This is a genomic window from Paenibacillus sp. S-38 (genome assembly GCF_049942825.1).
Lineage (GTDB): Bacteria > Bacillota > Bacilli > Paenibacillales > NBRC-103111 > Paenibacillus_G.
On sequence record NZ_CP187970.1, the window covers coordinates 5286281 to 5310352 of the forward strand.

Annotated in this window: 18 protein-coding genes; 4 read left to right on the plus strand and 14 right to left on the minus strand. The window is 61.3% G+C overall.

Features of this window, described 5'->3' with window-relative positions; all coding sequences use genetic code 11:
• The first annotated feature begins 96 nt into the window (after positions 1-96).
• On the plus strand, positions 97-303 hold the full coding sequence (locus ACP26L_RS23190) for a hypothetical protein (RefSeq protein WP_426446777.1): 207 nt from the start codon (positions 97-99) through the stop codon (positions 301-303).
• A gap of 1287 nt (positions 304-1590) precedes the next feature.
• Here the strand turns inward: ACP26L_RS23190 and ACP26L_RS23195 are convergent.
• The 4 genes from ACP26L_RS23195 to ACP26L_RS23210 all read right to left on the minus strand — a co-directional run bounded on the left by ACP26L_RS23195 (position 1591) and on the right by ACP26L_RS23210 (position 11892).
• A complete protein-coding gene (locus ACP26L_RS23195; protein WP_426446779.1) occupies positions 1591-7347 on the minus strand; it encodes a HAMP domain-containing protein in 5757 nt (1918 codons plus the stop codon).
• A gap of 239 nt (positions 7348-7586) precedes the next feature.
• Positions 7587-8543, minus strand: a complete 957-nt coding sequence (cysK, locus tag ACP26L_RS23200; RefSeq protein WP_426455065.1) for a cysteine synthase A — start codon at positions 8541-8543, stop codon at positions 7587-7589.
• A gap of 205 nt (positions 8544-8748) precedes the next feature.
• Positions 8749-10710, minus strand: a complete 1962-nt coding sequence (locus ACP26L_RS23205) for a methyl-accepting chemotaxis protein (RefSeq protein ID WP_426446781.1) — start codon at positions 10708-10710, stop codon at positions 8749-8751.
• Positions 10711-10956: 246 nt separating this feature from the next.
• On the minus strand, positions 10957-11892 hold the full coding sequence (locus tag ACP26L_RS23210) for a TauD/TfdA dioxygenase family protein (protein ID WP_426446783.1): 936 nt from the start codon (positions 11890-11892) through the stop codon (positions 10957-10959).
• A 280-nt stretch (positions 11893-12172) separates the two neighbouring features.
• Between ACP26L_RS23210 and ACP26L_RS23215 the strand changes: the two genes are divergently transcribed.
• The gene (locus ACP26L_RS23215; protein WP_426446785.1) at positions 12173-12370 is read left to right on the plus strand and encodes an aspartyl-phosphate phosphatase Spo0E family protein; all 198 of its coding nucleotides are present in this window, start codon (positions 12173-12175) and stop codon (positions 12368-12370) included.
• 153 nt (positions 12371-12523) lie between these two features.
• Positions 12524-13225: a YetF domain-containing protein gene (locus tag ACP26L_RS23220; RefSeq protein ID WP_426446786.1), complete on the plus strand. Its 702-nt coding sequence runs from the start codon at positions 12524-12526 to the stop codon at positions 13223-13225.
• Positions 13226-13305: 80 nt separating this feature from the next.
• On the opposite strand, the gene ACP26L_RS23225 is transcribed toward ACP26L_RS23220, so the two are convergent.
• Both ACP26L_RS23225 and ACP26L_RS23230 read right to left on the minus strand, forming a co-directional pair.
• Positions 13306-14091, minus strand: coding sequence for a YqjF family protein (locus ACP26L_RS23225; RefSeq protein WP_426446788.1), 786 nt, complete (start codon positions 14089-14091; stop codon positions 13306-13308).
• A gap of 207 nt (positions 14092-14298) precedes the next feature.
• Positions 14299-14700 (minus strand): MmcQ/YjbR family DNA-binding protein, encoded by a 402-nt coding sequence (locus ACP26L_RS23230; protein WP_426446790.1) that lies wholly within the window; start codon positions 14698-14700, stop codon positions 14299-14301.
• A 167-nt stretch (positions 14701-14867) separates the two neighbouring features.
• On the opposite strand from ACP26L_RS23230, the gene ACP26L_RS23235 reads away from it, so the two are divergent.
• Positions 14868-15710: a hypothetical protein gene (locus ACP26L_RS23235; protein WP_426446791.1), complete on the plus strand. Its 843-nt coding sequence runs from the start codon at positions 14868-14870 to the stop codon at positions 15708-15710.
• 130 nt (positions 15711-15840) lie between these two features.
• On the opposite strand, the gene ACP26L_RS23240 is transcribed toward ACP26L_RS23235, so the two are convergent.
• From ACP26L_RS23240 to ACP26L_RS23275, 8 genes are all read right to left on the minus strand, one after another.
• Complete coding sequence (locus tag ACP26L_RS23240; RefSeq protein ID WP_426446793.1) at positions 15841-16983, minus strand: zinc-dependent alcohol dehydrogenase; 1143 nt, start codon at positions 16981-16983, stop codon at positions 15841-15843.
• A gap of 162 nt (positions 16984-17145) precedes the next feature.
• Complete coding sequence (locus tag ACP26L_RS23245) at positions 17146-17715, minus strand: DNA-3-methyladenine glycosylase (protein ID WP_426446795.1); 570 nt, start codon at positions 17713-17715, stop codon at positions 17146-17148.
• Between the two features lie 105 nt (positions 17716-17820).
• The gene (locus ACP26L_RS23250; protein WP_426446797.1) at positions 17821-18972 is read right to left on the minus strand and encodes a rhomboid family intramembrane serine protease; all 1152 of its coding nucleotides are present in this window, start codon (positions 18970-18972) and stop codon (positions 17821-17823) included.
• 90 nt (positions 18973-19062) lie between these two features.
• Positions 19063-20040, minus strand: a complete 978-nt coding sequence (locus tag ACP26L_RS23255) for an NlpC/P60 family protein (RefSeq protein ID WP_426446799.1) — start codon at positions 20038-20040, stop codon at positions 19063-19065.
• Positions 20037-20213, minus strand: a complete 177-nt coding sequence (locus ACP26L_RS23260; RefSeq protein ID WP_426446801.1) for a hypothetical protein — start codon at positions 20211-20213, stop codon at positions 20037-20039. The genes ACP26L_RS23255 and ACP26L_RS23260 overlap by 4 nt, the downstream gene beginning before the upstream one ends.
• 15 nt (positions 20214-20228) lie before the next feature.
• Entirely contained in the window at positions 20229-21164 is a 936-nt protein-coding gene (locus ACP26L_RS23265; RefSeq protein ID WP_426446803.1) for a S66 peptidase family protein, read from the minus strand.
• A gap of 58 nt (positions 21165-21222) precedes the next feature.
• On the minus strand, positions 21223-22845 hold the full coding sequence (locus ACP26L_RS23270; RefSeq protein ID WP_426446805.1) for a peptide ABC transporter substrate-binding protein: 1623 nt from the start codon (positions 22843-22845) through the stop codon (positions 21223-21225).
• Entirely contained in the window at positions 22842-24068 is a 1227-nt protein-coding gene (locus tag ACP26L_RS23275) for an ABC transporter ATP-binding protein (RefSeq protein WP_426446807.1), read from the minus strand. The genes ACP26L_RS23270 and ACP26L_RS23275 overlap by 4 nt, the downstream gene beginning before the upstream one ends.
• Between the last annotated feature and the right edge of the window lie 4 nt (positions 24069-24072).

Consider the following 24072-nt stretch of genomic DNA (forward strand, 5'->3'; position numbering starts at 1 on the left):
ATCCTTTCTTTATCCTTTCTTTAGAAATAGCAAGAGAACTTTTATCATAGCATGGGAGTATAATAAATAGAGATGACCTTACGAGGAGGGCCCGCCATGTCGGATGCACAGCAAAAAATTCTGGATGCCTTAAAGCGCGACCGGTTCGTCAGCGCCTATGGCCTGTCCTTAATGACCAGCCTGCCGGTACCCACGGTAATGGAGGAACTGCCTCTTCTTGTCCGTTCGAATCAGGTCAAATATCTCCCGCTCAAGAATGCCCAAGGTAAAGAAGAGAAAGCATACTATCTCGCTTCCCGTTAAGCGGTCATATTGGCGATGCGATGCATACGAACGCGCGCGTACCACGGCTGATTTCGTGGTCGACGAACCGATAGTTGGTTTGCGATTGTTTGCGACACGTTATGATTATGCTCCGAGTGAACAAATTTCAGATAGAGGAACTCAGGTACGCTATTCCGCTATTTTAGGGATCCATTTCTTGAATAAAGGAACTCAGATGCGCTATTTCCGGACAAAACAGGGTTTTACAGCCGCCCCGGACCTGATAAGATACCTGAGTTCCGTTATTGTTTGGGAAATAGCGGGAAATATGCAAATAAGGCATCGCTGTTCCGCTATTTTCTGCATGGCGTAGGGGGAGAACGCTTCGTCCCGTTCCTTCTTCCTTCTCTTTTGTAAGAGCACCAGCAGCTATAAAAATTTCATTACACTGCCATCCCCGTATGGGTTCCGCTGCTTCGAGTGCCCCCGGCGACGGACAGCACAGCCGGCGTCGGCACCAGCACGAAGAGCGGCTCGGACAGCTCAGGCAGCGGCATGTTTGTGTGGTGCCTGTGATGCTGCCGATTGTTCTAAGGCCTTTCATCTATACAAGCAATACCAACCTTTACGATCGCCTTGCCCTCTTACACCATTTCACTTACCGCGCACCCCGTATAGAGCGGTATTTATTTTATCACCCCAGCTGCACAACAGCGGCTTCTCCTTGTTCACATCCTACTCTGCTGCAGGACACATGCTCCATCCACTGCTTGTTTACGCGATTCCCCGCTGCATACTCCCGTCCGGCTCCATCCCCTCCTTGATCTGCTTCCACTCCGGGTTCCCCCCTGCCTGTTCACTCCAATCTCTGTTTCCCAACACACGTCCCACTCACTGCTTGCTTATGTGTCTGCCTGCTGCCATACTCCCGTCCGGCTCCATCCCCTCCTTGATTTTCCTCCACTCCGGGTTCTCTCTGCCTGCTCCCCCCATTCTCTGCTCCTCAACACCCGAATCCCTCACTGCTTGTTTACGTGCTTCCCCGCTGCCATACTCCGGCGCCGCTCATCCCCTCCTTGATCTGCCTCTACTCCGAATTCTCCCTGCCTGCTCACTCCATTCGCTGCTTCCCAACACCCGTCCCCCTTACTTAACGCCTACGCTCCCGCCCACTCTCTCCCTCATGGTCCGACGGCCGCTTCACCCCATCAAACATACGCCCTGATGCCAACGTTCCCTAGTACAACGCAAAACAGCACGGAAGCCTCCTCCCGTGCTGCTGCTATGCTTTTTACGATCCTGCTGATCTGCAGTCCCGCCGTACGATTAATTCAGGACGCTCGGGTACCCGATTCCCTGCTCCGCATCCGTTCCCTCCGCGGCATCGAGCCAGCGGCGGATCATCGAGAGCAGCTGCGCGGAGTTGACCGGCTTTGTGATGTAGTCCGATGCCCCGGCCTCAAGGCAGGCCTCCCGGTCGCCCTTCATGGCCTTGGCGGTGAGCGCGATGATCGGCAGATCCTTGAACTCCGGCATCTCGCGGATCGCCCGGGTCGTCTCGTACCCGTCCATCACCGGCATCATGATATCCATCAGAATGATCTTGATATCCGGTGTCGTCTCGAGGATGTTGATGGCGTCGTACCCGTTCTCCGCCGGAACGACCTTCATGTTGTGCCGCTCGAGAATCGTCGTCAGTGCAAAAATATTCCGAATGTCGTCATCGACGACAAGCACCTTCTTGTACTTGATCATCTCATCGGACTGGTGCAGCTTCACCAGCGTCTCCCGGGAGCCCTCCGGCAGGTCCTCCGCCTTGCGGTGCAGGAACAGACTGGTCTCATCCATGATCTGCACCGGTGTGTTCACTTCCTTGATGACCGCGGATTTCAGGAGCTCTTCAAGCTCGCTTTCCTCCTCCGGCGTCAGCTTCCGGCTCCGGTTCATGATGACCGGCATGTATTTGTTCTTCGCATTCTTCTGCATCTCTCTGACGAACTGGAGGAGGTTCAGATCCGAGAGACCGTTATCGACCAGCACGCAGTCGAACTCCTTGGCCTTGAGCTGCTGCAGCGCCTTGCGCCCGGTATCCACAGCCGTCACGATCACATCGTCGCCGCCGATGGTCTCGACCCACTCCTGCCGCAGCTTGGGGTCAGATGCCGCAACAAGCAGATGGTGCACTGGGCGGTCGGCGAACTGATTGAGCTTATCGAGCGCGTTCTCCAGCTCTTCGTTGGAGACCGGCTTGCAGATATAGTCATGGACGCCCTTCTGCATGAGCTGAATCTCGTCTTCCTCGACCGTAATGACGCAGACCGGAATATGACGGATGTTTATGTCGTTTTTGAGATGCTCGATGACTAGCCAGCCGTCCATGTCCTTCAGCCTCAGGTCCAGCGTGATGGCCGTCGGCTTATATTTTTGGGCAAGCTCCAGCGCATCCGAGCCCTTGGCCGTAATGACCCCCTTGATGCCCCGCTTGTGGAGCAGCTCCAGCAGAATCTCATTGAACTTCAGGTCATCCTCGATAATCAGGAACACCCGGTCTCCCGGCTGGATCCGGTCCCGGTCGTCGGTCATGTCGGCGACCGACTTGCGCGGCAGCAGCCGCGTCTTCTGCGGCGGCGTCACATCGATGACTTCAGGCACATATTTCGGCTTCGGGTCCGGCGCGGGCGCATCGGCGTCGAGCGGCAGGTACAGGTTGAACGTGCTGCCGGTATTGACTACGCTGTAGAGCGTAATCTCTCCGCCGAGCATCGACGCAATCTCGCGGGAGATCGCAAGGCCGAGGCCCGTGCCGCCGTAGGTGCGGTTCGTGCTGCCGTCCGCCTGCTGGAACGCCTCGAAGATGATTTGCTGCTTCTCCGGCGGAATGCCGATGCCGGTATCGCTGACGCAGAAGCACAGGACCAGCTTCGCCCGGTTGAGCGCTTCATGATCCTTGCTCCAGCCGCTGTTCGCCCTGCGGATGAGCAGCTGCACCTGGCCTTCTTCCGTGAACTTGAAGGCATTCGAGAGCAGGTTCTTCAGAATCTGCTGGACGCGCTTCGAGTCGGTGACGATCGTCTCCGGCACATTCGGTTCGACCTTGATCTTGAAGTCGAGCTTCTTGTCGTCGGCCATATGGCGGAAGGTGCGTTCAATGCTGCCCGTAATCTCATTCATGGTCGTCTCGACGAAATCCGGTGTGACCGTGCCCGACTCGATCTTCGACAGGTCGAGAATGTCGTTGATGAGATTGAGCAGCTCATGACCCGAATCCTGGATCGTCTCCGCGAACTTTACCTGATTGTCGGACAGGTTCTCATCCGGATTCTCCGCAAGCTGTTCGGCGAGCAGGAGCAGCGAGTTCAGCGGGGTCCGCAGCTCATGCGACATGTTGGCCAGGAACTCGGACTTGTATTTGGAGGTCAGCGCGAGCTGCTCGGCTTTCTCCTCGAGGAAGCGCTTCGCGAGCTCCACCTCGTTGTTCTTGCTCTCGACCTCGGCCTTCTGCAGGACGAGCAGCTTCGCTTTTTCCTCGAGCTCCTCGTTCGTATTCTGCAGCTCCAGCTGCTGCTTCTGCAGCTCCTCGGTGAGGGACTGGGACTGCATCAGGAGCTCCTCGGTACGCTGGTTCGCCTGCATCGTGTTGATGACGATCCCGATCGACTCGGTGAGCTGGTCGAGGAAAGCGACGTCGATCTCCGTGAACTTGCGGAACGACGCCAGCTCGAGTACGGCCAGCACCTGGTCCTCGAAAATAATCGGCAGCAGCACAATATTCAGCGGCGTGCTCTCGCCAAGGCCCGAGGAGATCACGACATAGTCGCCCGGCACGTTCGTGAGCAGAATGCGCTGCTTCTCGATGAGGCACTGGCCGACGAGGCCCTGTCCCGCACGGTACTCGTTCGACAGATGCTTGCGCTGCTGGAAGGCGTAGCTTGCGAAGAGCGCAAGCACGGGCTCGCCGTTCCGCGGCTCGTTGATGTAAATAACGCCGTGCTGCATCGACACGAGCGGCGCCAGCTCGGAGAGAATCATGCGGCAGACCGCGTACAGATCCCGCTGGCCCTGGAGCAGGCGGGAGAACTTCGCCAGGTTCGTCTTGAGCCAGTCCTGCTCGGTGTTGATCCGGGTCGTCTCCTTCAGGTTGCGGATCATCTCGTTGATGTTGTCCTTGAGCGTCGCCACCTCGCCGGCAGCCGCCACGTCGATCGAACGGGACAGATCGCCCTTCGTTACCGCGGTAGCCACGTTCGTGATCGCACGCACCTGGGTCGTCAGCGTGCTCGCCATGTAGTTAACGTTATCCGTGAGGTCGCGCCACGTGCCCGCTGCGCCCGGCACGTTCGCCTGGCCGCCCAGCTTCCCTTCGGCGCCTACCTCGCGCGCAACCGTGGTGACCTGGTCGGCGAACGTCGCCAGCGTATCGATCATGCTGTTGATCGTATCGGCGAGCTCGGCGATCTCGCCCTTCGCCTCCACGGTCAGCTTCTGCTTCATGTTCCCGTTCGCGACCGCGGTGACGACCTTCGCAATCCCCCGCACCTGGTCGGTGAGGTTCGTCGCCATGATATTTACGTTATCGGTAAGGTCCTTCCAGATGCCGCCGACGCCGCGCACCTGCGCCTGGCCGCCCAGCTTGCCGTCCGTGCCTACCTCGCGCGCCACCCGCGTAACCTCGGAGGCGAAGGAGTTGAGCTGATCCACCATCGTGTTGATCGTGTTCTTGAGCTCGAGGAGCTCGCCCTTAACGTCGACGGTAATTTTCTTCGACAGATCGCCGTTGGCCACCGCCGTCGTCACGCCCGCGATGTTCCGCACCTGGTTCGTCAGGTTGGAGGCCATGTAATTTACGGTATCGGTCAAATCTTTCCACGTACCCGAGACGTCCTTTACATCCGCCTGTACGCCGAGTTTCCCTTCCGTGCCTACTTCCCGCGCCACGCGCGTAACCTCGGAGGCAAAGTTCGAGAGCTGGTCCACCATCGTATTGATCGTGCTCTTGAGCTGAAGCATCTCGCCCTTGACGTCGACGGTGATTTTGCGCGAGAGGTCGCCCTTCGCTACGGCCGTCGTCACATCCGCGATGTTGCGGACCTGGTCGGTCAGATTCGAAGCCATGTAGTTTACGCTTTCGGTGAGATCCTTCCACGTGCCGCCGACGCCCTTAACCTGCGCCTGGCCGCCGAGTTTCCCTTCCGTACCTACTTCGCGCGCCACGCGCGTAACCTCGGAGGCGAACGTCGAGAGCTGATCCACCATCGTATTGATCGTGTTCTTGAGCTCGAACATCTCGCCCTGTACGTCCGCGGTGATCTTCTTCGACAGATCGCCGTTCGCCACCGCCGTCGTGACGACCGCGATGTTGCGCACCTGGTCCGTCAGGTTGGAGGCCATGTAGTTTACGCTTTCGGTGAGGTCGCGCCATGTGCCTGCGACACCCTTCACCTGCGCCTGGCCGCCGAGCATCCCGAGCGTACCTACTTCGCGGGCCACACGCGTAACCTCGGAGGCGAACGTCGAGAGCTGCTCCACCATTGTGTTGATCGTGTTCTTGAGCTCGAGAATTTCGCCGCGGGCGTTAACCGTGATCTGCTTCGAGAGATCGCCCTTCGCTACCGCCGTGGTGACCTCGGCGATGTTGCGCACCTGGTCGGTCAGCGTGCCCGCCATATAGTTAACGCTGTCCGTCAGATCCTTCCACGTGCCGGAGACCCCGCGCACATCCGCCTGGCCGCCGAGCTTCCCTTCGGTCGATACTTCGCGGGCGACTCTCGTCACCTCGGAGGCGAAGGTGGAGAGCTGCTCCACCATCGTGTTGATCGTGCTCTTGAGCTGGAGAATTTCGCCCTTCGCGTCCACCGTGATTTTCTTCGAAAGATCGCCCTGGGCGACCGCCGTCGTCACTTCCGCGATGTTGCGCACCTGGTTCGTCAGGTTCGAAGCCATCGAGTTTACGCTTTCGGTCAGATCGCGCCAGGTGCCCGATACGCCCTGAACGTCGGCCTGGCCGCCGAGCTCGCCCTCCGTACCTACCTCCCGCGCCACGCGTGTAACCTCGGAGGCGAAGGTGGAGAGCTGGTCCACCATCGTGTTGATCGTCACTTTGAGCTCGAGAATCTCGCCCTGTACATCCATCGTAATCTTCTTGGACAGATCGCCGTTTGCAACCGCTGTCGTAACCACCGCGATGTTCCGCACCTGGTTCGTCAGATTCGAAGCCATATAGTTTACGCTTTCGGTGAGATCGCGCCATGTGCCCGATACGCCTTTCACGTCCGCCTGGCCGCCTAGCTTCCCTTCCGTACCTACTTCCCGCGCCACGCGCGTAACCTCGGAGGAGAAGGTGGAGAGCTGGTCCACCATCGTATTGATCGTGTTCTTGAGCTCAAGAATCTCGCCCTTCGCGCTGACCGTGATCGTCTTCGACAGATCCCCGTTGGCCACCGCCGTCGTTACCGCCGCGATGTTGCGCACCTGATCGGTGAGGTTCGTCGCCATGTAATTCACGCTGTCCGTGAGATCCTTCCACGTGCCGGAGACGCCCTTGACGTCCGCCTGGCCGCCGAGGATCCCTTCTGTGCCCACCTCGCGTGCGACCCGCGTAACCTCGGAGGCAAAGGTACTGAGCTGGTTCACCATCCGGTTGATGTTGTTCGCGGTGCGCTGGAATTCACCTGTCAGCGGACGGCCTTCGAACTCAAGCTCCACGGTCTGCGACAGGTCGCCCTGCGCCACCGCGTTGATCACGCGCACCATCTCGCTGGTCGGCTGGATGAGATCGACGACCAGGCCGTTGAGCGACTCGGTTACCTTCTCCCAGTCCCCGCCCGTGTTCTTGTGGGAGAAACGGCGGGAGAGCTTGCCTTCCTTGCCGACGACCGTCGCCACAGTATGAATCTCCGTCGCGAGGCTCTCCTGCATATCCATAATCTCGTTGAATGTATCTGCAACCTTACCCGCAATTCCGGTGTGGTCATAAGGCATGCGGTAAGCAAAATTACCTTTCTTCAGCGCCATCAAGGCGTTCAGCAGTTCCCCCGCATCTAACTGATCAACGGAAGAATCTTGGTTTTGTTCCTGTTCCGACATGATCCTGTTCCTTTCGTCGCTAGATTCGGCAGCTTGTCAGCGATAGTTGAAGCGAATGTTCATCCTTTCTATTTTACTATCCGTCTTATCCGCTGTCACACGACGAAGGACCTAACTATGTCAGCTTCCACAGGTCGAATACAGTCGAAAATAAAACCACACCGTCCGCGGACGATGTGGTTTTAGGCAAAAGCGTTGGAGGGCTTCGAAAAAACACTCCGCCTTATCCGGCGCCGCACCTACAATACCGTAGTTTCGTGGCGCACTTCCGGATACAGATCGGATGACAGATAACGCTCGCCCGAATCGGGAAGCAGCACCGTGATCAGCTTCCCGCGGTACTCCTTCCTGCGGGCGAGCTTCGCGGCAGCAGCGACCGCCGCCCCGGACGAGATGCCGACGAGCAGCCCTTCGGTCCGGGCCAGCTCCCTGGCCGTCTCCACCGCTTCACGGCTGCGCACCTGGACGATCTCGTCGATGACGCTGCGGTTCACAATCGAGGGAACGAAGCCGGCGCCGAGCCCCTGGATCCGGTTGCCCGGTCCGGGACGGCCGCCCGAGAGCACCGGCGATTCCTGGGGCTCCACCGCCACGATGCGGACCGAGGGCTTACGCTCCTTCAGGAACTCCCCCACGCCTGTGATCGTCCCCCCAGAGCCGACGCCGGCTACGAAGACATCGACCGTACCGGCGGTATCTTCCCAGATTTCCTTCGCCGTCGTCCGGCGGTGCACCGCCGGATTCGCCGGGTTGCTGAACTGCCCCGGGATGAAAGCGTCCGGGTGCTGCGCCGCAAGCTCCTGCGCCCGCCGGACCGCACCGCCCATCCCCTCGGCCCCAGGCGTCAGCACGAGCTCGGCACCGAGCGCCGCCAGCAGGCTTCGCCGCTCCATGCTCATCGTGTCGGGCATCGTAAGGATAAGCCGGTAGCCCCTGGCGGCTGTCACGAAGGCCAAAGCGATTCCCGTATTGCCGCTGGTCGGCTCGATGATCACCGTATCCCTGGTAATCAGCCCGCGGGCCTCCGCATCCTCGATCATGGCGCTGCCGATCCGGTCCTTCACGCTGCCCGCCGGATTGAAGTACTCGAGCTTCGCGGCGAGCCGCGCCTGTAGGCCTGCTTCCTTCGCGTAGCGGGACAGCTCCAGCATGGGCGTGCGGCCGATGAGATCCGTCAGATTCTGGGCGATGTTCACGAGAATCACACTCTCTTTTTGTAGGGTATAGAGGTAATCATAATCGGAATAGATGACAATACCATCATACGCTCCATAGAGACGGAAGTAAATCGGACCGCCCCCCCAAGCTCCTCGCACCGAAAAAAAGCACGGCTGCCGCTGACCGTTCCAAGCGGCAAAACCGTGCTTTTGCATACTAGTCTTGCATGCGGTATCCACCCGCTTACACTTCAAAGCCTTTGACAATCTCCTGCAGCTTCTCCGCTGTAGCGGCCAGGCTCTCGGAGGAGGAAGAGATCTCCTGCATCGAGAGGAGCTGTCCCTTGGCCAGTCCGTTCACCTGGTCAGCGGTCTGCGCCGTTCCCTGCGAGATGCCGGCCATGCTCAGCACCGAGGCGGTCACTTCCTCCGAAGCCGCGCTCATCTCTTCGGCCACCGCTGAGATTTCCTGGATCTGTCCGGATACTTCCCTCATGGACTCCATGATGGCATGGAAGCTCTTGGCCGCCTGTTCGGTGGTCGAGAGGCCTTCCTTCACGCGGCCTTTCACCTGCTCGAGCGAGGCTGCGGTCTCCCCGGTCTCCGACTTGATCTCCTGGATCAGCCGGGAGACTTCGGCCACCGAGCGAGAGGACTGCTCGGCCAGCTTGCGCACTTCCGAAGCGACCACGGCGAACCCGCTGCCGTGCTCCCCCGCCCGCGCGGCTTCGATCGCCGCATTCAGGGCGAGCAGGTTCGTCTGCTGCGCGATGCCCTGGATCGAGCCCAGGATCTGCTCAATCTCGTCAGAGGTGCGGCGCAGCCGGCTGAACGATTCGTCGGAGAGCTCGACCGCTTCGTCGATCTCGGCCATCTGTCCGACCATCCGCTGCATCGATTCGTCGCCTTCGGCCGCCTGGCGGCTCGTCTGGTGCGACGAGTCGGCCACGCCTGAGGCACTCTCCGCGACGCGCTGGATGCCGGCCGCCATCTCCTCGAGGGCCCGGGCGCTCTCGCCCATGGCCTGGTTCTGGTTCTCGGCGCCGAGGGCCACCCGGCCGATCGCTTCCGCGATGCTGTCTGCTTCCGCCGAGGTCTGCCCGGCGCTGGCGGACAGCTGCTCGGAAGAAGAAGCGACGAGCACCGTCGTGCCCTTCACTTCACGAATGACGCCGTGCATCGATTCCGTCATCTCGTTGAAGGCCTGGGCCAGCCGGCCGATCTCGTTGCGGGAGGCAAGGCGCGAACGCTTCGTCAGATCACCGTCCTTGATGCGGCCTGCGACCTCCATCAGCTCATCCAGCGGTCCGATGATCGCCCTGCGGATCGACCGGACGAGCAGGGTGCCGATGAGGAGCATGACGACCAGCACGGACACCATCGTGATCAGGATCGGATTCGCTTTCTGGCCGTAGGTGGAAACCGGCTGCATGGTGCCGACCTTCCAGCCGGTCAGAGAGCTGGTGGCAAACACGATTTCGGTCGGCACCCCGTTCACATCAGCCGTGATGTCCCCTTCGCCGCCGAGCATCTCTTTCACCCAGTCTCCCGCCGGCTCGCCGGCCTGGAAGTCTGGATGATAGAGAATCTTGTTATCCGAGGTAAGGAGCACAAGCTTGCGGTCCGCATCCTTGTTGAGCCCCGCCATGACCCCGACGAGCTGATCCAGGCTCATATCCATGGCGAATACGCCCGAGCCGTCGCGCAGCGATTTGGCCACCGAGATGACCTGCTTGCCCGTGGTCGTACTGAGGAACGGGCCATAGATGACCACTTCGCTCGGTACCGCCATCGCCCGCTGGTACCAGGGACGGGTCGTCGGATCATAGCCCGCGGGAACCGGGTCCTTGACAGACTGGATCTTGCGCTTGTCCGTGATCCCGACATATACGTTCAGCAGTTCGGGGTGCAGGGCCTGATAAGCGTCCAGCCGCGCCTGGAGCGCAGGGACCGCCGAAGGCTGCACCGACTCTGCGGTCATCTCGCCGGCAAGGAAGGCCGCATCCGATCGGAGCGGCTGAATGAGCCCCTTGACCCAGTCGTTTACGAGCTGGTTCGTTTCGAGTGAGCTCGTCTGAAGCAGGGATTTGACCTGTCCCCGTGCCGACGTATACGAACCGATGCCGATGAGGACACTTGGGACAATCAGCAGGGAATACATCGATACGAGGAGCAGAATACGGATGGAAATGTTCGTGAATTTCATGTTTCTCTCCCCTTCGTTCTATGATAACCATCTCTGCGGCAGGCTTCCGCCTCCGCCGCACCTATGCATACACCCCCATATATCGGCCGCCCGCGCTGATTTATTTAGCCCCGTTCTGCCTCCGGCCTATGGGGAAAGGCATCGTCACAGGCTCCCCCGCCCTGCTGTCGCATGGCAAAGAGCCGTGTCCCCCGAAACGCTAACGTTTCGGGGGACACGGCTCCGCACCGGTTCTTTCGTATGAAGCTATGCCGTTTCGCGCTGAGATGCATCCCCGGCAGGAGCCGGCTTCAGCGTGACACTGCTGCGGCCGTCCACACCTACCGGCACGTCGCCGGCAATCGTGACCCGGTGCACCACCCGGTGCTGGCTGCCGTAATCGTTAATCGCATAGTGCTGCGTAGCCCGGTTGTCCCAGATCGCCACATCGCCGGCTTTCCAGCGCCAGCGCACCGTGTTCTCGAGCTGGATGACATGATTCTGCAGCACGGAGAACAGATGGGCCGAGTCGGAGGAGGACAGACCTACGATCCGTCTGACGAAGTGTCCGAGCAGGAGCACCCGCTCCCCGGTTTCCGGATGAACCCGCACGATCGGGTGCTCCGTCTCGTATACCGTGGAGGCGAAGACCTCCCTATGCCTGCGGGCGGCTTCTTCCGTGGCCTGCGGCCGTCTCGCGGCATAATCGTAATCGTTGGAATGCACGGCACGGAGCCGGTCTGCCAGTTCCCGCAGATGCTCGGGCAGATGCTCGTAAGCCGCGGCCGTATTGGCCCAGACGGTGTCGCCGCCTGCTTCGGGCACGACGAGCGCGCGCAGGATCGACGCCTTCGGGTAGTCCGCGACGAAGGTGACGTCGGTATGCCAGGAATCCGCGCGGCCGCCATGGCCGGAGGAATCCAGCTCGAGCACATATTCGCTACCGTCCTTGACCGGTACGGTCGGGTGGGCCACCGGTTCGCCGAGCAGGCGTGCGAACGCTTCCTGCTGCGCGTCATCCAAGTGGTGCTGATCCCGGAAGAAGAGCACCTTGTGCTTCAGCAGTGCCAGACGGAGCTCTTCTACCGTCTCAGGTTCAAGCCCGGCCGACAAGTGTATGCCCTCCACCACTGCGCCGATTCTCCCTGCGACCGGAACTATGCCCAGCTTACCGCCCGTTTCCTTTTTCTCCAATGTGCTCATACTCGCATCCTCCTCGAAATGAATTCTCCGACAGGCCAGCCTCGCTCCGACACGCGCCAACAGCAAAAGGCCGGATCGCAGCGTCAGGGCTGCTTCCGGCCTCCAGTGTACTGGTGGGCATTCTCACTATGTATCATTTAATTCTTATCGGATTAATATGAATTATAAGGGGCGTACTCTGTTTTGTCAATCTCTTCCTGAAAGATTCATCTACCCTGTTTCTCCCGCCGGGAATTGGGTTAATATGTTAGTAACTACATAATGTTGGATGGTGATGACGATGGGTTCCACGGTAATGGCCAAGATTGAATCGCTTCGGAGCGAACTGAATGAATTGGCTCCCCAAAAAGATAAACTGGTGGACAGCGCCGTCATCCGACTCAGCCAGGAGCTCGACAGGATGATCATGGATTATTATAACAGCCGAACCCGCACGGCCGATTCCAAACATGGCCCCAGCTCTTATAACCGGTCCTAGTCTGAGCCAGCTGCGCCCATTGAACCCGTTTCTCTCCCGGAGAAACGGGTTTTTGCCCTTCCGCGGCACCGCCTGCTTCCTCTCCGTATATCCGCCGCAGCCCGGGGGTTATAGTAAGGATACCGAAATTCTGAAGCCGGAAGGGGTGCCGCCATGGATTTTTTTACCCATCAAGAGCGCTTGACCGCTGTGCAGTGGGTGCTGCGTGCGGCTGCCGCCTACCTGTTCCTGATGCTGACCGCACGCCTCATGGGTGAGCGTTCGATCTCTCAGCTGCGGCTGACGGATCTGATCATCGCCCTGCTGCTCGGCAATATCATTGCGCATCCGCTTTCGGATGAGGAGCTCAGTCTCGAGGGATCGATGATCACCAGCGCGTCCGTGATCGGCCTGTATGTGCTCACTACTAAACTGGCGCTGAAGTGGAGCTTCCTGCGCCATTATCTCGAGCCCTCCCCTCTGCCGCTGATCCGCAGCGGACAGCTCCTTCCGAAGCATTTGCATCAAGCCAGGCTGACCATTGACTTCCTGTTCACTGAGCTGCGGGCCCAAGGGGTTGACGAGATCAGCAAGGTGGAGCTCGCTTTGTGGGAACCGGGCGGCATTCTGTCTCTGTTCCTGAAGCCCGAATACCAGCCGGTGACCCCCCGCGCGTTGGAGCTGAGTACGGAGCCCTTTCACCTGCCGATGCCGGTGATCAAGGACGGGCAGATCGACCGCAGGCAGCTCCGCGAATTTGGCCATACGGAAGAATGGCTGCAGAAGAAGCTGGCTGAAGCCACCCCCCTCTCCCCGGAGGAGATCCTCCTCGCCACCCTGGACGATCAGGAGCGCCTGCAGGTCTATGCCAAATAAAGTCTGACCGCATGCCGGTTTGTTCCAGGACGGCCCGGTGACACGGCGGGGCCGCAGCGGCTTCATCCCTTCATCTCTTCCTATGCTTCTTCGTTCCCATACTCCGCCGCCGGCCGGATCCACCCGATCTCCACCTCCCGCTCCAGAGCGTAATGCACGAGGGGCTTCCCTTCCAGGAGCAGCGGCAATCCCTGACCTGTCGTCATCGTATTCTCCGCGATCCGGACTTCCGCCATCTGCAGCTTCCAGGGCTCGTGCCGGATGTCGCACCGCAGCACTTCTCCCTTCCCGTCCATGGTAAACAGGGAATAGCGCTCCGTGAGCCAGTGGGCCAGGGAGCCGGGCGTGGCAAGGAACGGAGTCGACACGGGACGGTATACCGCCGAGAAGGCCGTCTCCCCCGCCCCGCTGCCCCGGCTCCGCCGGCTCGCATAACGGACCCAGCCGTCCTCAAGACCGGACTCCACCGACATCTGCGCGCGGAAGTAAGGCAGACGGTAGAATCTGCGCGCCAGAGCCGCCGCCAAGGCATGGGAGGTGTCCAGGGAGAAAAAATAAACTCCCGCCCGGCCGCCCACGCGGACATAGGTCCGCACATTGAGCTCCGGAAAAGCGCTTCCTCCCGGAATCGGCGGAAGCCACCGGGCTCGAATGCCCTTCATCCGGAAGGGCACGACCCCCATCCAGGCTTCACCCCCATACGTGTCGAGCGTCAGGCCGGGGGGAAGGCAGTCTTGCAGCCCTGCCGGGGACAGCGGCCAATGGGCGAAGAGCAGGTCGAGCCAGCGCTGCTTCATGACCCAGACTATGTCCTCATTGTTTGACTCCCGCTCCAGGGGAGCCTTCATCTTTATTCCGTCATCCATACGGTTCTCCGCTCCTTTCCCCATAATGCTTCCGGGCTTCGGCTCCGGAGGCTTCCCCGTCTTTCCTGCGCGCACGGTGAATGGGGCAAGACGGAAGGGATTCGTCATCTTGTGCTTTCACAGTATAGGCCGGCCGGTGCCGGCGCCGCAGTCTCACGTACACCGGAGGAACAATGACTTCCGCCGCACAGCCGATGAAAACGCGCACTAGCCGTCTGCTTTCCTTGAGTCGAGGAACTTCTTCAAAAGCCGCTTCGGCGCCGTTCGTCCATACCCCTCCGTAATGAGATCACAGAGCTCCTCCCAGGGTACGGCATCAGGAGGCTTAACGGTGACCCAGCCGTGCTGGCCAATATAGGGCGTTCGGACGTATGGCCCCTTCTCCAGCAGGAACGCCTGCGTTTCCTTGTCGGCCTTGATAGAGATGGAGACCCCGTCCGCTGCGTTCTCTCCCATAAATACGAAGGGCTTGTCCCCCACACGGAAGGTGGTGTGCCCGAAGCCGTCCACCTTCTCCACCGCCTCCGGCAGAGCGGCACAGGCGGCCCTGACCTGTTCAAGCAGCTTCAAACCTGCCCCCGAGGCAATCGGCTGATGAGATGCTTCCATCTTCATTTCTCCTCCTTGAATATAAGGCTTGGAACACTCCTATAGTGCCATAAGTGGGACCAGGAACCAAGAAACAGCGTTCTTCGAACGGGGCGTAAAGTATAGGATGCACGGCATTCCGGAAAAAATAGGGGCGATATCATCCGTCAAAAGGAGGAAGCCGTTCCATGCACCATGCCGTTCCGTATCTCCTCCTGAGTACCGTGGACCTCCTCCTTCTGCTTCTGGTATGGCTGCGTACGAGACAGCCTTGGATGTTCCTCCTGCTGCTGGCCTTCACCGGTATGGTGTTTATGTTCGAGTATGTCATTATGGTGCTGCTTGACAGTTATACCTACCTTCCCCGGGTCCTTCCGCATCGGCCTTATCAAGACAATGTGATCGGGGCCATCATCTCGAATCTGTTCACCATTCCGACCCTGGGCGTTCTGGTCGTCATGCTCCGGCTGCAGCGGCCCGCGGTCTTCTGCATCATTCTGGCCACCTGCTCTGTGGAATGGCTCTTCACTCGGCTGGGCGTCTACGAGCTGCACTGGTGGAGAATCCCCTATACGCTTGCGGCTCTCGCCTTTTTCTTTTATCTGATCCGCATCGGTGTGGCACAGCTGCAGAAAGGCTCCCGTCCGCTGGCCTTCCTCATGCTCTTCCTGGCGTCGTTCGCCCTGGCCGCCACCATGATGTTCGTCCTCTCGGTAACGGGTACCCGCTTGTTTCAAGCCGGAGTCTTCGCGGACCCTTATCACGACGACGTCATGCTTGCCACTCTGGATGCCCTGGTGAAGGCCGCCGTGCTGGCAGGCGTGATCTATTCGACCCGCAGCCTTCTATGGCGGGGGGCGGCCCTCCCGGTCTTCTGGGGACTGCAGCAGTGGCTGGTTCATACGGGAAGGCTGATCCTTTTTCTGTCCCCGCCGGTCTACTGGGTGCTATATCTGCTCTGCTGCCTTGGCGTGCTGGCCTTGGCTTCTCTGATCGACCGAAAGATCAAGTACTTCGCGGGGCTGGTCTGATGAAGGCCGCAGAAGCAAGTGAGAGCAGCCCGGGCACAGCGGCACATAGAAGCGGCACAAAAAAGCCTAAGGGACTCCCGTCCACCCGGGAGCCCCTCCGTTCCATGCCGATTGGGATGCTGCGTTAGCGCTAAGGCTTCAATACGACCTTGATACAGTCCTCCAGCTTGTCCGTGAACACCTCATACCCCCGTTCCGCCTCGGTCAGCGGCAGCCGGTGCGTAATGATGTCCGTCGGATCGAGCCTGCCTGTAGAGATCTGCGCGAACAGCTCCGGCATATAGTGAATGACCGGTGCTTGTCCCATTTTCAGCGTAATATTGCGGGCGAACAGGTCTCCCAGCGGGAACATATTGTAATTCATCCCGTAGACCCCGATGAGCTGGATCGTGCCGCCCTTGCGGACGATCTGCCGGGCCGTCTGGATCGGCCCGAGCGTGCCGCCCTGGAGCTTCAGGGCCGTCTCCAGCTTCTCGACAACCGACTTCTCCCCGTCCATCCCTACGCAGTCAATGACCACATCGGCTCCGCCGCCGGTAATCTCATAGAGATGTGCCTCGAGATTATCCGCATCTTTGAAGTTGAACGTCTCCACCCGGTTCGTATTGCGGGCATGGAACAGCCGGTAATCGAGGTGGTCTACGGCGATGACGCGCTTCGCGCCCCGCTGCCAGGCGAACTTCTGGGTAAGCAGCCCGACCGGTCCGCTGCCTAGCACGATGACCGTATCCCCGGGCTTCACGCCCGAGTTGTCCACCGCCCAGTAAGCCGTCGGGAGAATATCGGAGAGGAAGAGCACCTGCTCGTCGGTTACCTCCGCTTCCGGCGGGATGACGAACGGCATGAAGTTGCCGTAGGGTACCCGCAGCAGCTCCGCCTGGCCGCCGGCATACCCGCCGTACGACTCCGAATACCCGAGATAGGCCCCCGTGTCATCGACGGGGTTATCGTTGGAGTTATCGCACTGGCTCTCGAGCTGGTTCCTGCAGTAGAAGCATTCGCCGCACGACACGTTGAACGGAATGATGACCCGGTCGCCTTTTTTGACCCGCGTGACCTCCGGACCGACCTCCTCCACAATCCCCATCGGTTCGTGGCCGATGACATAGCCCTCCGGCATGCCGGGGACCATCCCATTCACCAGATGGATGTCCGAGCCGCAGATCGCCGTCGAGGTGATCCGGACGAGAATATCGTCGCCCTTCTCGATAATCGGGTCCTGCACCTCTTTGACCTTGACCTGTTTTTTGCCCTGATAGGTTACCGCTCTCATGTACGCCAGCTCCTCTCGCCTTTCACCAAAGGTTGGGTTTATGCCTGTCAGCCTTAGCCTGCAGGACTACGCCACTACTTACCCTTTTGGACAGGGACAAAAACGCGTACGAAAACTCACCATCCGATTTTCCGGCCGCAAGCGCCGGTATTCAGGAAACGTCTACGGTGCCGTATTCTCCTTGGGGGTGAACCTCCACAGCAGCTCCTGTCCCTTCGAGATCCCGATTCTTGGGGAAGCCTCCGAGGGCAGAAGCGCCCCGGAAGGGTCCCGCTCCACCCACAGCTCCCTGTCGCTGAGAAGATTGCGCCCGTTCCACTCGAGGCCGATCCCAAGGCCCTTGGCCAGCTTTCCGGGGCCGTTCAGCAGCGCCTTGTCCGGCACGCCGGGCCGGTTGGCACGCACCAGCGCTTCCCCCTCGAGGAGCTCCGCTCCCCGCAGCAGCACGGCCCCCACACCTCCCGGTTCATGGGCGACGATGTTCATGCAGTAATGCATGCCGTAAATAAAATACACATAGAGCATCCCGCAGCTGCCGAACATGAGCCCATTACGCGGAGTCACGCCGCGGAAGGCATGCGAAGCCGGGTCCTCCCCTCCCTTGTACGCTTCCGTCTCCGTCAGCCGCACCCGGATCACTCCCGCTTCCGTGCGGCGCACCAGCGTGCAGCCGAGCAGCTCACGGGCTGCAGTCACCGTATCTCTCTCGTAGAAAGCCTCGTCCAACCTCATTCGGTCAACCTCCCTCTAGTGCTCCATTCCCTGCGCAGCCCCAAACCCAAAAAAGGCAAGCTCCCGACATCACCTGTCAAGAGCTTACCCCGAATCGCTCCTCCCCTACCGGGCGGAGACCCTGGCCCGCTTCAGCGTCATATATACCCAGCCGGCTGCGGCACCGGCTGCAAGTCCGCCGAAGTGGGCATAGTTATCTATCCCCGGCACGATAAAGCCAAGCACCACGTTCATCGCGAGGGCGCCCCACATGGCGCCGCCCCCGCTCTCCCCCCAGAGATCCGGGTCCATCACCGAGAGGACGAGCAGCACGCCCATCAGCCCGAAGATCGCCCCTGAGGCACCGGCCGAGATCGTCGGGGAGAAGGTGTAGGATGCGATGTTGCCGGCTATGCCGGCAAGGAGATAGAAGAGCGCAAAGGTCAGCGAGCCGATCCCCCTCTCCAGCCGCCCGCCGATCGACAGCAGCGCCGTCGAGTTGAACCAGAGGTGCAGGCCTCCGATATGCAGAAAGATCGGAGTTATCCACCGCCAGTATTCGCCGCGGTCGATGTATGGATTGTATTTGGCCCCGAAGCGCACCAGCGTCTCGGGATTATCGGAGCCCCCGTAGGCGGTCATGAGCAGCCAGACCACCACGTTGATCGCCGTCAGCGCGAAGGTCACGGGCGAGCCTTTGCGCCTGCCGGATTCCTCCTGCCTTGGGCGGCCGAACCGCTCTTCCTGCGCCCTGATGATGGCATGGTGCCTGCGCTCGATCGAGGCGTTCAGCGCCCCAAGCTCATACTCGGATGGAATTGGTTCACGAAGGATGCGCTCCAGCGACTCCCTGCCCGTCACCCGCGTCTCGCTGGCGAAGAGCTTATGCTGTCCCGGATCGGCCGCCCATGCTTCGGCCCGGTACTGCTCCGTGACCGAGCTGACCGAGATCTTGGCGAGATCCTCAAGCGGTGTCTGCACTCCGGGAGACGTGCGGATGTACAGGTGGATCTTGCGGTGCACGAGCGCCGACTTGCGCCTGCCGAAGGTCTTCATCCAATCGATGGATTCCTGCAGCTGGCTGCGGATCAGCTCCTGCTGCGCCTCCGGCGATTCGCCGTAATAGAGCGGCAGCAGGAAGAGGTAGGTCACGCGCACCCCCTCCTGCCTGCGCAGCGTCAGCATGCCCTCGTCATTGTCAATCAGCGTATAACCATGACGGACGCCGAGTTCCTCGGCCATCCGCCATATCAGATCATTGAGCAGATGTGCGTTCATTCGGTACTCCTTATCGCCTAAGGGAATACCTATAGTATAAGAGGGTCTCCCATTCCTATTCAAATCAGGAACGAACCGCCTGCGCTTCCCCTACGAAAAAAGGCCCGCAGCGGCCGGCACGAGCGCCCTGCCGCTCCAGTACCGGCGCGAGGCGCAGTGCTCCTCGGCCAGCTTATATCCGGCGAGCCGGACGAGCTCGATCCGTCCGGCCGAGTCCGGCGAATGCAGCATCCGTCCCTCCCCCGCATAGATGCCGACGTGGTGCACTCGCCCTCTTCCCTGCTCATGGGCAAAAAACAGCAGATCACCTGGCAGCAGGCCGTCAGCCTCGACGGGCTCGCCCTGCACGGCCTGATCGGAGGCATCGCGCGGGATGAGCAGCCCCAGCGCCCGGTGCATCGAATGGGCGAAGCCCGAGCAGTCGTAGCCGTAGGAGGACATGCCGCCCCACAGGTAGGGCAGGCCGGCGAAGCGCAGGCCCTGCCGGACAAGCTCCTCTCCCGCCTGCCCTGCGGCCGGGGGTTGCGCGCCGCCCTGATCTCCCGGGGCGGTTGTGCCCGAGATCCGCACATCCGCCCGCGGCACACTGCCCGGACCGTGGGGCGTGTCGACCCGGACGCGGCTGCCGGTCTCCCCGATGACGGGCAGCTTCGTCAGGAAGCTGAGCTCCAGGCACTCGCCGGTGGCGGCGAAGCTCAGCACCGTCCGCGGTGAGCAGACGACAGCCCAGGGGCCGCCGCTCTCCGGCAGCGAAGCTGCCAGCTGGCGGGAAGGAACCCAGCCCGGGTAGCCGCGCGGCTCCTTGGCCGTGGACTGCTCCGGGATCAGCAACTTGGTCCAGCCGTCGCGCTCCTCAGCCGCGAGCACCGGAGAGCCGTAGAGGATCTGGGTCTGCACCCGGCTGCCCGCGTACAGATCAAGCTTCTCCTCCAGCGTCATCGTACGGGCCCACCCGGCGGCATCCGCAGGCACCCGGAGCGCGGGCTCATCGAGCGGCCGCGGGGAATCCGGGGACGTCCACACCGTAGCGACACTTACAGCCGCCTGCATGGCCTTCAGCTCGGTCATGAGCCCACCCCCGGGCGCATCGCGTCTTCGGCCGCCCCCCGGTCTGTTCGGTCGCCCTCCGCGCTGACTTTCTCAAGTGCCGATTCCGCAAGATGCTTCGCGCGCAGCGCCGTGATGAACTGCCTGCGCTGCGGTATGGAATGACTCGTGACAGCTGCTATTCCGATGATCATACGAATGTCCCTCCTTTAGGGCCTCACTCCCGCCTCCAGCCAACGGACCGTTCCCTCATCGGCATCCAGCCTCAGCAGGGCCCCCAGCGGCAAGCCGATATGCGGAACCGTGTGGCCGATCGGAAAGCCCGACAGTGCGGGCCGGCCCGCCGCACGGATGTAATAGGCGATGACTTCTTCGGCCGTGAACGAATCCTTGCGCTTCACGGGAGCGCAGTCGCGGAAGTCTCCGATGAGAAAGCCTGCCGCTGCTCTGAGCTTCCCCGCCTGCTGAAGCTGGTTCAGCATCCGGTCGAGCCGGTACGGCTCTTCGCCGATATCCTCCAGCAGCACGATTCTGCCCCGCGTATCGATCTCGTACGGGGTGCCGAGCGTGCTGGCGAGCAGCGTAAGGTTTCCGCCCGCCAGTCTGCCATACGCAGTGCCTCCCACAAGTGAGGTCAGCGCGGCTTCCTCCCGCCCATACCGCAGAAACCTGGGCTCGAACAGCTGCCTGAAGCTCTCCAGGGTCGCGGGATGCGGCTCCCCGTCTGCAAGACAGACGAGCATCGCCCCGTGGAAGGTGACGAGACCCGCCCTTCGGCCAATCGCCGCATGCAGGAACGTAATGTCGCTGTAGCCCCAAAAAATTTTCGGGTTTGCCCGGATTGCCTGATAATCGAGGAGCGGGGCCATGCGGCCCGAGCCGTACCCGCCGCGCGCGCAGAAGATCCCCCGGATCTCCTCGTCCGCGAACATCGCATTAAGCTCGGCCGCCCGTGCTTCGTCTCCGCCGGCCAGATAACCGTGCTTCAGGGAGAGCGTCTCCCCGAGCCGCACCTTCAGGCCGAACCGCTGCAGGACGGCCGATGCCCGCACAATGCCTTCCCGGTCCCCGCAGGACGCCGGTGACGTAACCCCAACCGTATCGCCCGGCCGCAGCCGCGGGGGACGGATCATCGCGTGCTCCATGGACTCTTTTCCTCTCTGACGACGGTGATGTTGGGAAGAACGCTGTTCGGCTTCTCCCTCATCTGAGATCCGCCCATTTGAAATCAATATATCCGTAAGGGTGCCGGACGATGTCCGTTACGCTGCCGCTCTGCAGGTACGTGGAGCTGTAAAAGTAAATCGGCAGGATCGGCGCCTCCTCGATCAGCAGCTTCTCCGCTTCGTGCATCAGGGAGAACCGCTGCTGCTCGTCGGTCTCCATGTAGGCGCTCCGGATCAGCCCGTCATACCTCTGCGAACTCCAGCCCGTGCGGTTCATCGGATGGCCGCTCTGGTAGCCATCCAGGAAGTTGATCGGGTCCGCAAAATCCGGAAGGAACGACGAACGCGACATCTGCAGCTGCAGCGCCTTCTGCTCGGCGGCGAGTACCTTGCTCTCCTTATTCGCCAACTTGACGTCCACCCCGAGATTCTCCTTGAACATGGCCTGCAGCGTCTGCGCGATCTTCTGGTGCAGGTCGCTGCTGTTATAGGTCAGCGTCACCTCGGGCAGCTTTGCATATCCCGCTTCGGCCATGCCCTTCGCCAGCAGCCTCTTGGCCTCCGCGGCATCGAAGGTTACGAGCTTCCCGCCCGCGTCGCGGAAATCCCTGCCGTCCGGCCCCTTGAGCCCGTAAGAGACAAAGCCTGCCGCCGGCTTCTGCCTCTGCTTCGTGACGAGATCGACGATCTTCTGCGAATCGACGGCGAGGAGGAACGCCCGGCGGATCGACGTGTTATCGAACGGCGGCATCTTGGTGTTGAACCGGTAAAAGTATGTGCCCGCCGAGTCCTCCACGGTCACCTTATTCTCTGCGAACAGCTTCTCGGAGAGGTCCGGCGGCACCGAGGAGATATGCAGCTCCCCGGACTGGAAAAGCTGGTATTCCGTATTGGCGTCGTTGACCATTTTGAACGTCACGCCGTCCAGCTTCACGTTCGCCGCATCCCAGTAGTGCTCGTTCCTCACGAGCTTCAGCTCGGCGTCATGCTTCCACTCCGCCGGCTTGAAGGGGCCGTTGCTCAGCAGTGTGGAAGCCTCCGCCGCCCACTTGGGATTATTCTCCACGGCAGCTTGAGGCACCGGAAAAAACGCCGGATTGGCTGTCATCGCAATCAGCCAGGGAGCCGGCCGGGTGAGCGTCACCCGCAGCGTCTTATCGTCGACCGCCTTGACCTTGACCCCCTCCGCCGGTCCCCTGCCGGCGTTATACGCCTCCCCTCCCTCGATGATATACGCCAGCGGGGCCGCCTGCGACGGCTGCTTGGGGTCCAGGAGCCTTTTCCAGGCATATTCGAAGTCCGACGCCTTCACGGGGTCCCCGCTCGACCACTTGATCCCGTCCCGCAGCAGGAAGGTGACGGTCCGTCCGTCAGGTGAAATGTTCCATTCCTTCGCCATCGCAGGCTCCGGCGTCTGGTTCTTCCCGAGCCGTGTCAGTCCTTCCATCATGTTGTTGAGAATGTCATAGGAGACCATGTCAAAGCCGACCGGCGGATCGAGCGAAGTCGGTTCACGGACGTTGTTGTACAGCAGGATCTTCGCCGCGGCTTCTTTCTTTGGGGCATCCCCCTGCAGGGTGGACGCTTCCTGGCTGCAGCCGGCCAGAAAGATAACGAGCGCCAAAGCACAGGTGACCAGCGGGACCGTCAGGTTCTTCATGTGATCCTCTCCTTCGTGGAATGGGATGACCGGCTTCGGAGGGTCCAGGCGGGAGCAGGAGAACGGGCTGCCTGCGGCGGCTCTGGACCGGCCTGCGGGGCACGGGGGTCGAGCAGCCAGCAGGACGCGGCCTGGGTGGGTGTAAGGACCGTGGCCGCAGGCGCATAGCTTCCGCATACTTCCATCGCTCTCGGACAGCGCGGGGCGAAGGCACAGCCCGGCGGCGGGGCGAAGAGATCCGGAGGCGTGCCGGGGATGGAGAGAAGCGGCCGGCCCTTCGGCGTATCGAGGCGCGGCATCGAAGCGAGCAGCCCCTGCGTATAGGGGTGGCGGGGGCTGCGGAAGAGCTCCTCCGCCGTGCCGCTCTCCACGATGCGGCCCGCATACATGACGGCGACCCGGTCCGCGGCTTCGGCCACAACACCGAGGTCATGCGTGATGAGCAGGACGGAGACGCCCCGCTCGCGCCGGATGCCCCGCAGCAGGTCCAGGATCTGCGCCTGAATCGTCACATCCAGGGCCGTGGTCGGCTCATCCGCCAGGAGCACGGAAGGCCGGCAGATCAGCGCCATCGCGATCATGATCCGCTGGCGCATGCCGCCGCTGAACTCGTGGGGATACTGCCCGAGGCGGGCCGGCCCCTGGCCGATGCCCACCTCCTCCAGCGCCTCGAGCGCTCTTCTGCGGGCTTCGCTGCGCGTCATCCTCCCGTGCAGCAGGGGGCCCTCCATGAGCTGCTCGCCGATCGTCAGCGTCGGATGCAGCGCCGTCATCGCATCCTGGAACACCATCGCGAGCTCAGGCCCGCGCAGCCGCCGCATCTCGGCCTCCGGGAGGCCGGCCAGCTCCCGCCCCCGGTAGCGGATGCTGCCCCGCTTCATCTGCGCCGTCCGCTCCGGCAGCAGCCGCATCAGGGCCCGGGCGGTCACGCTCTTGCCGCAGCCGGACTCCCCGACGACAGCCAGCGTCTCCCCCGCGTGCAGTGTCAGACTGACGCCGCGCACCGCCTGGACTACCCCGCCGTGAGCGGCGAAAGAGACGTGCAGATCGCTGACTTCGAGCAGCGGGTCCCCCTTGGGATCATCAGCGGTACGGGCGAAGATGGTGCCGGCGCCTGAGGTGCCGGCGTTTGGGATACTCGCGTTCGCGGATGTTCCGTTGCCGGCATGCTCTCCGGCTGGCCGGTGATCCTTCGGCGGGTGATTCCCCGTATGATCCTCCATGGAA